Raw genomic sequence first — 16,318 nt, 5'->3', positions numbered from 1 at the left:
CCTTTTAATCAATTGCTTTTACTACCGCTTTGGGTGCTTCTTTTTTAGAGCCGTCGAACCCGGTAACACCTCCTACGGTAGTATACTTCATTACATATTTCTTATCGGGGAAAATTCGCTGATAGGCACTTTGGCACATTAGTGTGGCCTCATGAAATCCGCACAAAATCAATTTCAATTTCCCAGGATAGGTATTGACATCGCCAATGGCATAAACCCCTGGAATATTGGTCTGGTAGTCAAGCGTATTATCGACCTTAATCGCGTTCTTTTCGATTTCCAGCCCCCAGTCGGCAATAGGTCCGAGTTTTGGTGAAAGTCCGAACAAAGGGATAAAGTTATCGACGTTCAAGTCAAAATCCTGTTGCGGGTCTGTCGATTTTCGAATCGTTACCGCTTCCAATTTTTCATCTCCTTTTAAACCGACGATTTCGGCAGGAGTAATCAAATTGATTTTACCTTCATTCTTTAAGTGCTGTACTTTTTCAACGGAATCCAAGGCACCTCGAAATTCATTTCGGCGGTGTACTAAAGTAACCTCCGAGGCTACATCGGTCAAAAAGATACTCCAGTCCAAGGCTGAATCACCGCCGCCGGCAATCACAACTCTTTTATTTCGATAGATTTCGGGATCTTTAATAATATATGCAATACCGTTATCCTCATATTTCGATAGATTCTCCAATAATGGTTTGCGCGGTTCAAAACTCCCCAATCCACCTGCGATGGCCACAATCGGGGCACTATGTTTCGTACCCTTGTTGGTTGTAACGATAAAGGTGCCATCATCAAGTTTTTCGATGGTCTCGGCCCGTTCGCCCAAGGTGAACCCGGGTTGAAAAGGTCTGATCTGTTCCATCAGATTATCTACAAGTTCGCCTGCCAATACCTCCGGGAAACCGGGAATATCATAAATGGGTTTCTTCGGGTAAATTTCGGAGCATTGTCCGCCAGCCTGGGGAAGCGCATCGATCAAATGGCATTTCAATTGTAAAAGACCCGCCTCAAAAACTGCAAAAAGGCCCGTTGGGCCAGCTCCAATTATCAATATATCTGTCTTGATCATTAAAAAATCTCGTTTAAGGTCATGGCAAAGCTATCTCGTACAAAAGTCAAAATAAATGATATTTGTCAGGGTATTAGGCAATGTTTATAACCTCCTCGATTTGTGGTGCATACTTTTTTATAGTCATCTCGACACCACTTTTGAGGGTCATCTGGTTCACGGTACAACCCACACAAGCACCTTCCAACTTTACTTTTACCGAATTTTCGTTATCGATGGACACCAGCGAAATGTCACCTCCATCGCTTTGTAAAAACGGCCTGATCTCTTCCAAGGCCTTTTCAACATTCAACTTTAATTCCTCAGGTGTCATATTACTTTTTCTTGACTGCGGAACAACCCGCCATTGTTGTTATTTTTATCGCTTCCGTGGGAGGGAGGTTTTCATTTCTATCGACGACCTCTTGCACCACGTTCTTGGTCAATGCCTCGAAGGCCTCCTCTATGGTCGTCGCAGTTTGCAAAGCCGCCGGTCTACCTACATCACCGGCTTCGCGAATGCTCTGCACCAAGGGAATTTCGCCTAAAAACGGCACTTTCAAATCTTCGGCCAAGTTTTTGGCACCTTCTTTTCCAAAGATATAATATTTGTTGTTGGGAAGTTCTTCAGGGGTAAAATAGGCCATATTCTCCACAATGCCCAAAACCGGCACGTTGATGGAATCTTGTTTGAACATTGCCACGCCTTTTCTCGCATCGGCGAGTGCCACTTCTTGTGGCGTGCTGACAATAACGGCACCGGTGACGGGCATGGCCTGCATAATACTCAGATGGATGTCACCTGTTCCCGGGGGAAGATCCAATAGCATAAAGTCGATTTCGCCCCAATGGGCATCAAAGATCATTTGGTTCAACGCCTTTGAGGCCATTGGGCCACGCCAAATAACGGCCTGATTGGGCTGGGTGAAAAATCCGATGGACAATAACTTCACACCATAGCTTTCGACAGGCTTCATTTTAGATTTGCCATCGATATTGACGGCCAAAGGTTTTTCATGGGCCACGTCGAACATAATGGGCATGGATGGCCCGTAGATGTCGGCATCCAAAAGTCCGACTTTAAACCCCATTTTGGCCAAGGTAACGGCCAAGTTTGCCGTAACGGTAGATTTGCCCACACCTCCTTTTCCCGAGGCCACCGCAATGATATTCTGAATACCGGGAATCGGTTTCCCTTTTATTTCGTTCGTTTTGGGCCTTTCGGGAACATCGACCTTGATGTTGACTTTGATTTTTGCCTTTTCGTAAACCTCTCTGTGGATGACCTTCAAAATTTCTACCTCGGTCTTTTTACGGGCCTGAAGGCTAGGGTTTTTGATCGTGATATCTACCTCTACCTCATCACCAAAAATCTGCACGTTCTTTACCGCCCCACTCTCTACCATATTTTTGCCCTCACCGGGAACGGTGATGTTTTCCAGAGCCCTTAAAACATCATTCTTATCTAACTTCATTATATAAAATCATTCTAAACAACAAAGATAGCGTATAACGTCGAGAAGGTAAAGGGTAGACATTGAAAAGTAACCTACCCATATAAAAGGGATCTATAAAAAAAGCCCCATATTGTACAATATGGGGCTTGTCTACCACAGACCGTAATACTTTAAACCATCCGCCCATCCAGCAAATTGATAATGCGCTTACCGTACTCGGCATTCTTTTCTGAATGGGTTACTTGAATAATCGTCACCCCTTCATCATTTAGCTGCTTAAACAGTTCCATGATATCTTCGCCTTGCTTAGAGTTAAGATTTCCTGTCGGTTCATCGGCAAGAATAAGCTTAGGTTTGGTGATAAGTGCGCGAGCTACACCGACCAATTGCTGTTGACCGCCACTCAATTGTGTCGGGAACAAATCTTTCTTGCCCACAATATTGAAGCGATCGAGCATATCGGCCACCATTGCCTTTCGTTCGGAACCTGAAATCTTTTTATAGAGCAAGGGCATCTCTAGATTCTCATATACGGTAAGCTCATCGATCAGATGATAGGCCTGGAACACAAAACCGATGTATTGTTTATACAAGTTTGAACGGTGTTTTTCCTTGAGCTGATGTACCGGTTCGTCCAGAAAATTGTATTCTCCCTCATCAAAGGTGTCGAGCATTCCGATAACGTTCAGCAATGTCGATTTTCCAGAACCTGAAGGACCCATCACAGAAATGAACTCACCTTCTTCGACCTCAAGATTGATGTCTTTTAAAAGAAAGACGCGCTGTCCGCCCTGTTGTACCCATTTAAAAATATTGTTCAATTGTAATAGCATGGCTTTATTTAGTTTTTAGATATTAGACGTAAGATGTATAGTCTGTAAAAAGTTATTCTGTCCTAAGGCTTTTTACGGGATTTTGGGCAGCCGCGCTAACCGTTCTGGTACCGACGGTCAATAGGGCTATGACCATTGCCAACAGACCTGCCGCAACAAAGAACCATACCCCTAGGTCTATTTTATAGGTATAGTTCTGTAACCATTGATCAGAGAACCACCAAGCGATTGGCGAAGCGATCAAAAATGCGATCAGCACCAATTTCAAAAAATCCTTGGTGAGCAATACCGTAATCGAAGCAACGCTTGCGCCCAATACTTTTCTGACACCTATCTCTTTGGTGCGCTGCGCAACGATCAACAACGACATGGCGAACAGCCCGATACAGCTCAATGCAATGGCAATAATCGATCCGCTTGTAATCATAGTGGCCATGGTTTTTTCCCTTTGAAAAGTCCGATCCACATTTTCGTCCAAAAACGATCCTAAAAACTCGGCATTGGGTTCCAATTTTTTCCAGGTTTGTTCTATTGCATCAAAAGAACTGGCCATATTTTCCGGCGCAACTTTTACGTAAGCATACCTTAACTCCATATCTTCGCCCATAAAAAAAGTAATCGGTTCAATGGCGCGATCAAGACCTTGAAAATTATAGTCCTTGACCACTCCCAATATGGCGAGGCCCGTTTCACTGCCAACTTCGAGCCGAGCCGACAGAGGGTCTTTTTCTTCCAACTGACGCGCCATAGCCTCGTTGATCAACACACCGAGACTGTCGGCCTCAGATTTAAAATCCCGTCCTTGTGCCATTTGCAGCCCCAGAGTGCTTATATAATTATAATCAACGGTAAGAGCATTGGTCCTTATGTTTCTTCCCTTATGCTCAAAGCCGATCGCACTCGACCATTGACTTCCGTCTTTTCCTCTGCCAAGATTGTTGTCGGACGCCGATACCTCCAAAATATCCGGATTACCGTTCAACTCATCCTTTAACAGCCTTAAGACCTCGTGCCCATTCTTTTTTCCGTTCAACGGGAAGGAAATCACCTGCTCTTTATTGTAACCCAAATCCTTGTTCCGCATAAACTGCACCTGACCCCACAACACCAAGGTACCGCTTATCAACAAAATGGCAATACCAAATTGAACGACCATAAGCGCGTTTCGAACAAGATTATTGCCCGATGCTTCCAACTTTCCCTTTAACGATTGAATGGTGCCCAAGCGGCTGAACAATAGTGCAGGATACCCCCCTGCCGTCAAAGTAATCGTCAAAATCGTGGCCAAAAGCATGAACACGGCCCATGGTTCGGCAAGCATGTCCAAAGAAATTCTTGTTCGGAACATACTTTTAAAATCATCGATCAAGAGAATACTCAACAAAACCCCAATACCCATAGAGGACAGGAAAACAAATAGGCTTTCGCTCCAAAATTGGAAGAACAGTTGTCCTTTTTGGGCGCCCAATGTTTTTCGCATACCTATCTCACGCAAGCGCTGTGCACTTTTCGCAATACTCATGTTGACGAAGTTGACACAGGCAATGAACAAAATAAGAAAAGCTACGCCCAAAATAAGATAGGGCACCGATCGGCTCACTTCTGCATAGCCTTTTCTGTAACCTGTAAAATGTAGGTCTTTAAGCGGCAATAGTTTCAACTGTCGATAAAGCCCATCAGCATCAGGCATTGCGCCATCGCGTTTGGCTGCCTCCATGGATTCTTTGTAATGCAGTTCGGTAAAGGAACGGGCGTTCTTTTCGAAGCGTTCGGCAGAAACCCCTGAAGGCAATTGAACGTAAACCCCGTGGTATTGTGAATCCCATACTCCTTTCGTATCCGCATATTCTGCATTTTTTTCAAAACGAACGGCCACTTCGAATTCCAATGAACTTTGTGGCGGAACGTTACCGACGACCGACCCTACGGTAAAAGGTTCTTCCTTTCCGTTGATCATTATATTGATGGTCTGCCCTATCGCCTCTTCGTTACCGAACAACTTGTTGGCCGCACTTTCGGTAATCACGACCGATGCCTGATCTTGCAACGGATCGTGCTCGTTCCCCTTTAATACCGGAAAAGTAAACATGGAAAAAAAATCGGCATCGACCCAAACCGTGTTGAGATCGATCTCTTTTTCGCCATAAATGACCAAACCACCGTCTTGAAGGTACCGGGTAATTTTCTCGACACCGGGCACTTCGGTTCTAAGGGCTTCGGCGAAAGGTTCGGGTTGACTGGTACCGGCTTCCTGTCCTCTTGGCGTCTGCGCAACGTCATATACCTGATAAATTTGGTCGCCATTAGCGTGAAACTTATCGTACGACATATCAAAAAAGGCGGACATCGCCAATAAAATAGCCGCACCAAATGCGATGGAAAGACCAATTACGTTCAATAGCGTAAAGGTTTTGTCCTTCATTAAATTACGCCAACCGATTTTTAGATAGTTTTTTAGCATATTCTTTTGTTTATCGTTTCTTTACCTAAAGACTACATCCACTGTTTACTATTTTGGCCCTTACAGCTGATTTGATTGATTTCTCCCTAAGGTCGAAATGACAATTTTAACTCATATCCAGCTTCATAAATCTCTAATCAAATCTTTACTCTGTTCGTAAACTTTTTACCGGGTTGGCAAGGGCGGCTTTGATCGAATGGAAGCTTACCGTAACCAGGGCAATCATAATTACGAGCAAACCAATTCCAATAAAGGTGAAAATACCAATCTCTATTCGATGCTCATAGTTCTGCATCCAATTCTCCATTGCAAACCATGCCAATGGCATTGCTATAAAAAGACTGATAGCTATTAATTTCAAAAAGTGGTACGATATCATCGATACGATTTCGTTTATCGATGCGCCCACTACTTTTCGAATACCGATTTCCTTTGTACGCAATTCAATGACCAGCATTGAAATGGCGAAAAGTCCAAGACAAGAAAGAAAGATGGCAATTCCTGAGGCAATTCCAAAAATTGTCGTCATCGTACTTTCAATTTCATACCAAGCTTGAATGTTCTCATCTAAAAAAGAAGCGTTGAACATTGATTTTGGAGCAACTTTTTCCCAAGTCGATTTAAGCCGTTCCATAGTTCTTTGCGGATTATCTGAACCGACTTTTAAAAAGATGTAATTGATTGCTTCATCGTTGGACAAATGAATGATTATGGGCAATGATTTCTCTGAAGGGGCGTAGGCATTAAAGTCAGGCACAACGCCAATAATCTGACTACCTTCCTCACCGTCGAGATACTTGCCTATTGGATCAGACTCTCCCATTGCCTTTACAAAGCTTTCAGTAACCACCACGGCGCTTTCGGCATCGGTTGTAAAACTCGGGTCAAAATCCCTGCCCTGTATAATGGGAATTTCTAATGTTTTTAGATAATCGAAATCAGCCAAGAGACTATAAGCCGAAATCTGCCGTTGATTATAGTCAATTCCAACAATTGATGTTGAAGTCATTCTGTCTCTTCCCCGACCCATATTACCTCCGGCACCCGTAACCGATACAACGTTCGGTTCACTGGCAAGTTCGTTACGCATCCGTGCCAATACCTTTCGCCCATCTTCCTGATATCCTACTGGAATACTTAGTACCTGTTCCTTTTCAAACCCAATAGGTATTTGACGTAAAAAATCAAGTTGTTGGCCAGCTATCCAGCTTATGCAAATCAGAAGACTTGAAATCGCGAATTGACCGATCAACAATGAATTTCTTAACGCTCCTGGTTTTTTAGTGGATACATTTCCCTTCAAAATCTGGACCAACCTGAAATTGGCCATTTTTATCGCAGGATACCCCCCTGCTAGCAATGTGACGATTACAAAAACCCCAAATAATATGGCCAGAAAAACAGGCTCAAACAAAATGGCAATATCAAGTCCGCCTCCAAACTGGGTGCTAAAAGTCGGCAAAAGTTGATACGCAATACCCAAGCCGAGTATAAACCCAAAAAAGTACATCATGAAAGCTTCGCCCCATAATTGGAGAAATAGTTGCCCCTTAAAGGCACCCATTGTTTTTCTTACTCCCAACTCACGGCTTCTCTGAAAAGATTGTGCCATGTTCAGATTTACAAAATTGAAGCAGGCGATCAATAGGATAAAAGCCCCTAAGGCCATGATAGCGTATACCAGCTTTTTTGGAGCACTCTTTTCACCCGAGAAGTGCATGTCTTCGATATTGGTTAGGTTAATACTCAGCAGCTCACGGGTATCCACCACCCCAGAATTGTGCGATTTCAGTTGTTGCAGTTGCTCAGCATAATATTTTTCCACAAACGGGACCAATTTATTTTCAACAGTCGCGGGGTTGCTGTTCTTGGCGATCTTTACAAATATGTTCGATGCATTCGACGCCCAGTTATTTTTATAACCTTGGTAACCGCTGAGCGATTCGATTCGGGCTACGGCATCGAAACGAATACTGCTATTTTTTGGGGCATCTTTCACTACCGCGGATACCGAATAGATTTGTTCTTCCCCCGATTTCCCTATTTTCAATTCTTTTCCAATCGGGTCTGTATTTCCAAAGATGTTGTGGGCCATACTCTCGCTCAAGACGATATTGTGAATGTCGGAAAGTGCGGTCTCTTTGTTTCCTTTTATAATCGGAAAACTAAATACCTCAAAAAAATCAGGATTGGTCCTGGCCACTAATCGCTCCAAATTCTTATTACCGTACGAAATATTTTCCGGCTTACCATTGTTGATTATTATGGCAGTTTCGATATCGGGAATCTCTGCCTCTAAAGCCCCCGCCAAAGGCAATGGCATTTGAGAACTAATTTGGGGGCCTTGTTCATTTTTCTCAAAGCGCGAGGTTCTGAACAATAGGCTCTCATTCTCATGAAAGGAGTCAAAGTTCAAATGGAAATAGGCAACCAAAAATAAAAGGATACAGATTGAAAAGGCGACTGCCAACCCTGAAATGTGAATAAAAGAATGTAGCTTGTTCCGCTTTATATTTCTCCAAGCGATTTTCAAATAATTTTTAAACATGTTCTGTCATTTATCGTTATTAGTTTATAGTCGTCGGTCTTACGTTAATCGTTTCTTTACCTTCAGACTACATCCACTGTTTACTATTTTACCCCCACATCTGATATGATAGATTTCTCCCTAAGGTCGAAATGACAATTTTAACGCATATTCAGCTTCATAAATCTCTCATCCGACCTTTACTCTGTTCGTAAACTTTTTACCGGGTTAACCACGGCCGCTTTGATACTTTGATAGCTCACCGTCAATATGGCAACACCGATTGCCAGTACGGCAGCCAGCACGAAAACCCACCAAGGGATGTCGATTCGGTACGAGAAATCTTCGAGCCATTTGTTCATAGCGAACCACCCCAAGGGCAAGGAAATACAAATGGCCAATCCGACCATTTTTAGAAAGTCGGTGGTCAGACGAAAGGTTATTTGCCCGACACTGGCCCCTAAAACCTTTCGAATACCGATTTCCTTGGTGCGTTTTTGGGCATTGAAGGCTGCCAAACCAAAGAGTCCCAAACATGCTATCAAAATGGAAAGCGCCGTAAAGACCATAAAAATCCTGCCCAGCTTTTGTTCGGCCTCATAGGTTGAATTGAACGCTTCGTCCATAAAGCGATAGCTGAAAGGTTGGCCCGGGGCTATATTGTTCCATATGGTTTCGATACGGGCAATGACATTTGAGAAATTGCCCGCGCTTAACCTAACTGACATGGTACTTGTCGAATTTCCAATAAAAAGACCCAAGGCCCCGATATTTTCTCGCATCGATTCAAAGTGGAAGTTTTTGACCACCCCTATTATTTCATAAAACTGCGGATTTTCCTCACCTAGGTCTTCTGAAATACGAACACCAAGTGCTTCTTCAGGTTCCATGCCCATTATTTCAACGGTGGCTTCATTTATTATTACCGCCGTCGAATCTGTGGTAATTTTACCATCAAAATCTCGTCCAGCGACAAGCCGCATATTTAGGGTAGGCAAATAATCGTGATCAACTACCCAATTTTGCATCAAAATCGCATTTTCCTGGTCGGTGGCTCCTTCCCTAAAAAATGAAGAGTTTCCCCGCCCCGAAGGGGTAGGTAAATATCCACTCAAAGTAATGCTTTGTACTTGCCCCAATTGACCGATTTCTTCCTTGAGGGCTTGTACTTGGTTTCCAGCGGCATAGGCATCGTTTATCATGAGTACCTGATCTTTGGCAAAGCCAAGGTCTTTGCCCTGAATATATTTCAATTGCTGAAAAACGACCAACGTACTTACGATTAAAAAAACGGAAATCGCAAATTGGAAGACCACTAGGGAATTGCGAATCTTGCCCCCGCCCGTTTTACTTTGCCCCGCTCCTTTGAGTACCGTAACGGGCATGAAACGTGACATGAAAAAAGCAGGGTAACTTCCCGAAAATAGCCCTAACAGAAGAGTAGCTCCGATCAAAATCAACCAAAAAACCGGACTTGCATAAGGGAAGGAAACCGATTTGCCCGAAAGTTCATTGAAAAAAGGAAGGGCAACAACGGTAACGATCAGTGCCAAGAGAAGCGATATGAAGGAAATCACGCCAGATTCGGTCAAAAATTGCCGTACCAAATCCCGCTTATTGGAACCCAAAGTTTTACGTACCCCAACCTCTTTGGCCCTTTTCAGGGAGTGGGCGGTCGAAAGGTTCATAAAATTCACGCTGGCCAAGACAATCAGGAACAACCCTATAAAAGAAAGAATGTATACATTTTGAATACTGCTATTCGCACTTAGCTCGGTGTCTTTGTTGGAATAGAGATGAATATCTGTCAAGGGCATGGTATGGTATCGAATATAGTTGCCTGCCGCCTTGAAGGATTCTTCAGTCATGCCCGGATAAATGTTTTGCACCCATGGTATCAAATATCTACCAAACATTGCCTGCAGGGGACTTTTCAAATCGGCAATATTCGCACTTGGTATCAATTTAATGAAAGTGAAGTAATTGGTGCTACCCCAATTGTTCTCTCGCGAATCTGCATAACCGGCCATAGCCATAAAAACAGAATGTTCCCTGAGAAAAGAATTTTGGGGCAGGTCTTCGACAACCCCGGTAACCTCATAAAGATCTGTATTGTTCAAAAGCAGTCTTTGACCAACGGCATTTTTTATCCCAAAATGTTTTTCTGCCGCACTTTTCGTCATGACCAAGGTATTCGGTTGGGTCAAGGCCGTTTTTGTGTCGCCGACCAGCAAATCGATACCGAACATGCTAAAAAAAGTAGAGTCAACAAAAGTGACATTCGATTCTTTTGTATTGGTCTCGGTACCATTTTTGCGTATAAGCATGCTTCCTTGATTTCGAAACCTGACCGTTGTCTCAATCTGGGAAAAATCGCGCAACATTGTAGCAGCCATAGGCGCAGCCGACTCAGCCGATCGACCTTCGGTACCACCAAACCTGACATCCGTATCAATTCGATAAATGCGATTTGCATCGGCGAACATTTTGTCAAAGCTCAGTTCGTCATGGATATATAATGAAATCAACAAACCTCCTGCCATACCGACGGCAAGTCCGAAAGTGTTGAGAAACGTAAAAAAGAGTTGCTTTTTTAGACTTCTCCATGCGATTTTTACGTAGTTTTTGAACATTGTTTTTTGTTTGTCGGCCTCCCCCAGCCCCTCCAATACTTCGACTGCGCTCAGCACAGGCGGAGGGGAGCGAACGGCGTGGTTGTTTTATTTTTCTTGTTTTTTCTTCAGCCCCGACAGGTTTTTTAAACCTGTCGGGGCTCACCATTCTTTTATTTATTTCCCCTTTATATTTAACTTTTTATTTCTCAAACCCCACATTCAATTTTTCTAATTCCTTTCTTTTCTCCCCCTTCGGGGGAGATGTCCACAGGACAGAGGGGGCCTACTCCGTTCTCAAACTTTTTACAGGGTTGGCCAATGCAGCCTTAACGGCCTGAAAGCTAACTGTCAATAGAGCAATGGCCAAAGCCGCTATTCCTGCCAAGATGAAAACCTCCCAACCGATTTCAATTCGGTAGGCAAAATCTTGCAACCAATCGTTCATCAACCAAAATGCGATCGGGAAAGCAATTACCAACGCCAATAGCACGAGTTTGACAAAGTCTTTGGAAAGCATCTGCGTAATACCCAGCACCGTTGCCCCGAGAACCTTGCGCACCCCGATTTCCTTTTTTCGCCGTTCGGCGGTAAATGCGGCAAGGCCAAAAAGACCCAAACAGGCGACCAAAATGGCCAGCCCACAGAAGATCACCCCTATAAGGGCGGTTTTGCGTTCTTGGGCATACAATTGTTCTAAGTTCTTATCTAAAAAGACATATTCAAAGGCACTATCGGGCACGACATTCGTAAAGACGGTTTCGAGTCGTTGCATCATATCGGGTAATGAAGCGTTATTGAAACGGACCAAAGCAAACGATTTTGATTCGGTTTTCGCATTGTGAAAGGCATAACCGCCTATGGGCCTGTGCAACGACTCAAAATTAAAGTCGTCGACAACACCCGCTATGTAGGCATTGTTACCAAAACCACCTATCAAAGCCTTTTTTCCGATAGCCTCCTCGGGACTGTAGCCCAAATAATCTATCGCCTTTTTATTGAGTACCACATTGACCAAAGTGTCGCCTTCTTGTTTTACTTTTGGAAGCGTCTTTCCGGCAAGTAAGTTCAACTGAAGTAAATCGAGTACTTCAGCATCGGCACGATTGGTACGTATCTGCATACCCCCTTCATCATTTTCGTTCTTAAAAACCATTCTACCGCTTACGGAAATCCCTGGAAAACCCTGTGCCATGGCCACTTCAGATACGTTGACCAACGATTTTAGTTCTTGCACCAAGGCATCTTTCTTTTCATTTCCGCTAATTCCCATGGTTGAAATAGCGACCGTATTCTCAGGGTCGTATCCCAATTTTTGGTTTTGAATGAACTGCAGCTGTTGGTAAATGACCACAACGGCCACGATCAATATTACAGAAGCCGCAAATTGTAAAACGACCAGTCCTTTTCTGATATTAATCACCTTACCGCCTGTTTTTAACGAAGAAGCCAAGGCTGCTTTCGGCGAAAACCTTGAAAGGTAAAAGGCTGGGTAAGAACCCGCTACCAAAGTCGTAAAGATCCAAAAGACGGCAAGCGGAATCAGAAGTTCAGCACTGAACAGTAATGATGAATTTAGGTTTTGCCCTGTCACCTTGTTAAAAAATGGGATGGCCACCATCGATAACACGATACCTATCGCCAGTGAAATAAATGTTATCAATCCGGTCTCGGCATAAAATCGAAACGTCAAATTCTTCGACGACGCACCAAGGGTCTTATTGATACCGACATCTTTGGAACGTTTTTCAGACTTAGCCGTCATCAGGTTCATATAATTGACACAGGCGATCAATAGTATCAACAGCGCCAAAAAAGAAAGATTTTTGATTTCTTCGATATCACCGATGCGCGAAGAATAGCTATTGACAAAATCAGCCGAATAGAGATGGATTTTCTTTAAGGGTTGCAATGAAAAAGTGAACCATTGCCCTTCGGCGTCCACATTTTTATCGAGTACCGATTGCAACTGTATTTCGGTTGTTTCTTGCGAGACATTTTCCTTTAGCTTTATGTAAGTCTCAAAACTGGAGTTGCCCCAACTCGGGTTTTTCGCGGCAAAAGTCGAGCTGAACGACGCAATGGCATTACAATGCATGGTGCTGTTCGCTGGAAAATCCTCATAAATACCCGTAACTTCCAACTGTTGGTCATTATCAACGGTTATGGTCTTGCCCATCGGATCGGCCGCTCCAAAATATTTTTCGGCAGTACTTTCGGAGAGCACCACGGTATTCGGTCTTCGAATCGCATCGGCCGGATTCCCCTTTACAAATTGGATATCGAAAATCTCGAACAATTCAGGATCGCACCAGTAAAGTTCTTTTTCCAAGAAATTATCTTCATCCACCTTTATAAAAGCTGTCTCGCCAAAACCATGTTTGAGCATTCTGGCCGCATATTCAATGTCAGGCACATCGCTCTTTAGCGCTGGGGACAATGCAGCAGGAGCGGTTGTCAGCACTTGATTGTCATAACTTTCATCGGTATTGACCAAAACCCTGTATATGCTTTCGGCACTCGCATACATTTTGTCATAACTGCGTTCATAAGTGATGAAAAGAAAAAGTACAATGGCGATTGTCAATCCAATTGAAAGCCCAAAAATATTGATGAGTGACAACAGCCTGTTCGCCTTTAAGCTTCTCCAGGCAATTTTTAAGTGATTTTTTATCATGATTATCATCCGTTTTTTCGTTTATTCTTCTTTCAGCGCCTCGACCGGGTTCATGGTCGCCGCACGAAAGCTTTTCCATCCGATGGTTCCAAAAGCAACCAATAATGTCGCCAATGCCGTTAAGGCAAAAATCCATCCTCTTATCTCTATGCGGTAGGCAAAACCTTCGAGCCATTTGTCCATTAAATAATATCCCAGGGGAAAGGCAATGAAGAAGGAAATCATAACCAGCTTTATAAAATCTCTCGAAAGCATGGCCACAATCTCAAATACCGATGAGCCCAAAACTTTTCTGATACCGATTTCTTTAAATCGTTGCTCTGAAGTGTAGGTGACCAGTCCGAACAACCCTAAACAAGCGACCAGAATGGTCAGCATGGCAAAGATGTTCAAAACTATACCCATTTTTCGCTCTACAACATAGGTCTGTTTATAAGACTCGTCCATCAACGAGTATCCAAAGACCTCATCGGTACCGAAACTGTTCCACAATGCATTGGCGTCTTTAATCAACTCAGAAATATCGGCAGATTTGGCCTTGATTATAAGCCCGCCATAAGGTGCGTACAACATGAATAAGGGATCAATGGGCTGGTGCAATGACTTAAAGTGAAAGTCTTTGACCACTCCGATTACGGTCCGGTCAGTATTATTGCCTTCTGTTATTCTTTTACCCAATGGTTCGTTACCAAGGCCCAAGATTTTCGCAGCGGTTTCGTTAATGATCACATTGGTCGAATCGGCCCCGAATTCCCTCGAAAAATTTCTCCCTGCCACAAGCTCCATGCCCATTGTCGATATATAATGCTCATCAATATTGTACACGGGCATTCTTCTGACAAATTGGCCATCATTGGAGATCATGGTCTGGCTATCGTCTGAATCGCCTGCCGGTGCAAAGGCCGATTGAGAAATAGATGCCACCTTAGGGTTTTTCAGCATCTCGTTCTTGAAAACCTCTTGATCCTTACCCAAGAGATGTGCTTCGCGAATAACAAGCAGCTGATCTCTTTCATAGCCTATGTCCTTATCTTGAATGTATTGCATTTGTTGGTTTACGACGAGGGTCGCCAAAATCAATCCGGCAGAAATGACAAACTGAAATACGACCAAACCACTTCGTACACCATTGTTTTGATTACCTGTCAAGAATTTATTCTTAAGAGCGGTCATTGGCTTAAAGGATGATAAAAAGAGGGCCGGATAACTGCCCGCCAATAGGCTGACCAAAAGTGTCAAGAGAAAAAGAGATATCAAGACAAAGGGGCGGCCAAGGTAATCGACCTCAAGTTCCTTGCCCGAAAGTTCGTTGTAGTAGGGTAACGATATTATCACCAAAATGGCCGCCAAGAACATCGCGAACAATGTGGCGATAAAGGACTCAGACAAAAATTGATACAACAATTGATTTTTATTAGATCCCAAGACCTTTCGTATACCCACTTCCTTGGCTCTTTTTGAGGCCGTTGCCGTTGATAGGTTCATAAAATTGATACAGGCAATCAACAGCATGAAAAGAGCGATCGCGCTAAAAATATAGACGTATTTAATGTCACCCCCTTGCTCCAATTGGTCATTAACGGCATTGTCGGCACGTAGGTGAATATCGGTAAGCGGAAATATTTTGAAACCCAATTGATTTTCCTTCATGAACTCTTCATAGGGCATGCCCATTACATGCTGCATATTGGCACCCATATACTTCTCTATGATGTGGGGAAACTTAGTTTCCAGATTCCTATAATCGGTATCTTTTCTCAGCAGAAGGTAGGTATAGAAACTTCCTTCGAACCAAGAGTTGCTCTTGGCCTCTTCAAGACCTTCCATCGAGGCAAAAATGTCAAAATGAAAATGCGAGTTTCTCGGTACCTCCTCAATTATTCCTGTTACCCGAAAGGGTTGTTCTTTTCCGTCTAGACGGAAGGATTTGCCAATCGCGCTTGAAGCACCAAAAAGCTTCTTGGCCTCTGCTTTTGTAATTACGGCCGTGTTGGGTTCTTTTAGCGGATTTTGATCGTCGCCTTCGATAATAGGAAGGGTAAAAACATCGAAAAAATTTGCATCGACAAACGCGAATTTGTCCTTGCGAAAGGATTGATTGTCAACAATAATCTTTGGGGTGTGGTAGTTTCTTATCCGAGTGGCATCCAATATTTCCGGAAACTCTTTTTTCAAGGTCTCACCTACGGGTGCCATTATCGAGCTTTCCTTTATTTCCTCACCGCTTACCTTTGCCCTAAAGACTACCGTGACTATTTGATCGGCCTTCTTATTGTAGCTATCGTAGCTAAGTTCATCGACTACGAAGAGCATCATAATCAGACAAGAAGCAATGCCCAAAGCAAGTCCGACAAGATTGATAGAGAATAATCCCTTATTCTTTAGAACATTTCTCCAAGCAATAATTAGGTAGTTCTTGAACATTGCCGATAGGTTTTGAATGACTAGAACGATATTCGTGCCACATTCTTAAACTTTTAATAATCAATTGTTTATAAAATATAATGTTAAAAAACAAGGCTTTGATCGTAAAATTATTTTACACCTTCTGTACAATATATTGACACGGTAGTAAATGCTTGGTGGTTGGTGGTTTTTGGCGCAAATCCAAAACATTTATCCTTGTCATTCCGTCGGAGCACAACGACGAGCCTGCCTGAGGTAGAAAGGGAATCTCGGCATGTTTTAGATTTCTAACGCTCAGTT

Annotated in this window: 9 protein-coding genes; all 9 read right to left on the bottom strand. The window is 43.3% G+C overall.

The features are described from left to right. Positions 1 to 4 precede the first annotated feature (4 nt). The 9 genes from ACEZ3G_RS08125 to ACEZ3G_RS08085 all read right to left on the bottom strand — a co-directional run bounded on the left by ACEZ3G_RS08125 (position 5) and on the right by ACEZ3G_RS08085 (position 16,036). Entirely contained in the window at positions 5 to 1,066 is a 1,062-nt protein-coding gene (locus ACEZ3G_RS08125) for an NAD(P)/FAD-dependent oxidoreductase (RefSeq protein ID WP_432424940.1), read from the bottom strand. 73 nt (positions 1,067 to 1,139) lie between these two features. After that, positions 1,140 to 1,379, bottom strand: coding sequence for a NifU family protein (locus ACEZ3G_RS08120; RefSeq protein ID WP_432424939.1), 240 nt, complete (start codon positions 1,377 to 1,379; stop codon positions 1,140 to 1,142). Between the two features lies 1 nt (position 1,380). After that, positions 1,381 to 2,520 carry an Mrp/NBP35 family ATP-binding protein gene (locus ACEZ3G_RS08115; RefSeq protein WP_432424938.1) on the bottom strand — a complete coding sequence of 380 codons (1,140 nt, stop codon included), beginning with the start codon at positions 2,518 to 2,520 and terminating at the stop codon, positions 1,381 to 1,383. Between the two features lie 152 nt (positions 2,521 to 2,672). Continuing rightward, positions 2,673 to 3,335, bottom strand: a complete 663-nt coding sequence (locus tag ACEZ3G_RS08110; RefSeq protein WP_432424937.1) for an ABC transporter ATP-binding protein — start codon at positions 3,333 to 3,335, stop codon at positions 2,673 to 2,675. 52 nt (positions 3,336 to 3,387) lie between these two features. Then, positions 3,388 to 5,796, bottom strand: a complete 2,409-nt coding sequence (locus tag ACEZ3G_RS08105) for an ABC transporter permease (protein WP_432424936.1) — start codon at positions 5,794 to 5,796, stop codon at positions 3,388 to 3,390. Between the two features lie 145 nt (positions 5,797 to 5,941). Beyond that, a complete protein-coding gene (locus tag ACEZ3G_RS08100; RefSeq protein ID WP_432424935.1) occupies positions 5,942 to 8,344 on the bottom strand; it encodes an ABC transporter permease in 2,403 nt (800 codons plus the stop codon). A gap of 179 nt (positions 8,345 to 8,523) precedes the next feature. After that, a complete protein-coding gene (locus tag ACEZ3G_RS08095; protein ID WP_432424934.1) occupies positions 8,524 to 10,956 on the bottom strand; it encodes an FtsX-like permease family protein in 2,433 nt (810 codons plus the stop codon). A 265-nt stretch (positions 10,957 to 11,221) separates the two neighbouring features. Further along, entirely contained in the window at positions 11,222 to 13,612 is a 2,391-nt protein-coding gene (locus ACEZ3G_RS08090; protein WP_432424933.1) for an ABC transporter permease, read from the bottom strand. Between the two features lie 21 nt (positions 13,613 to 13,633). Then, positions 13,634 to 16,036 (bottom strand): ABC transporter permease, encoded by a 2,403-nt coding sequence (locus tag ACEZ3G_RS08085; protein ID WP_432424932.1) that lies wholly within the window; start codon positions 16,034 to 16,036, stop codon positions 13,634 to 13,636. Positions 16,037 to 16,318 lie beyond the last annotated feature (282 nt).

The organism is Meishania litoralis (genome assembly GCF_042611095.1).
Classification (GTDB): Bacteria; Bacteroidota; Bacteroidia; order Flavobacteriales; family Flavobacteriaceae; genus Meishania; species Meishania litoralis.
Note: the sequence above shows the minus strand (reverse complement) of the source record. Positions and strands in the feature narration are given on the sequence as shown.

What these genes read in the sequence shown, in the direction of transcription:
- ACEZ3G_RS08100 (WP_432424935.1), bottom strand. Translation starts at nt 8,344, where the DNA reads ATGTTTAAAAATTATTTGAAAATCGCTTGGAGAAATATAAAGCGGAAC.
- ACEZ3G_RS08110 (WP_432424937.1), bottom strand. Translation starts at nt 3,335, where the DNA reads ATGCTATTACAATTGAACAATATTTTTAAATGGGTACAACAGGGCGGA.
- ACEZ3G_RS08090 (WP_432424933.1), bottom strand. Translation starts at nt 13,612, where the DNA reads ATGATAAAAAATCACTTAAAAATTGCCTGGAGAAGCTTAAAGGCGAAC.
- ACEZ3G_RS08125 (WP_432424940.1), bottom strand. Translation starts at nt 1,066, where the DNA reads ATGATCAAGACAGATATATTGATAATTGGAGCTGGCCCAACGGGCCTT.
- ACEZ3G_RS08085 (WP_432424932.1), bottom strand. Translation starts at nt 16,036, where the DNA reads ATGTTCAAGAACTACCTAATTATTGCTTGGAGAAATGTTCTAAAGAAT.
- ACEZ3G_RS08095 (WP_432424934.1), bottom strand. Translation starts at nt 10,956, where the DNA reads ATGTTCAAAAACTACGTAAAAATCGCATGGAGAAGTCTAAAAAAGCAA.
- ACEZ3G_RS08120 (WP_432424939.1), bottom strand. Translation starts at nt 1,379, where the DNA reads ATGACACCTGAGGAATTAAAGTTGAATGTTGAAAAGGCCTTGGAAGAG.
- ACEZ3G_RS08115 (WP_432424938.1), bottom strand. Translation starts at nt 2,520, where the DNA reads ATGAAGTTAGATAAGAATGATGTTTTAAGGGCTCTGGAAAACATCACC.
- ACEZ3G_RS08105 (WP_432424936.1), bottom strand. Translation starts at nt 5,796, where the DNA reads ATGCTAAAAAACTATCTAAAAATCGGTTGGCGTAATTTAATGAAGGAC.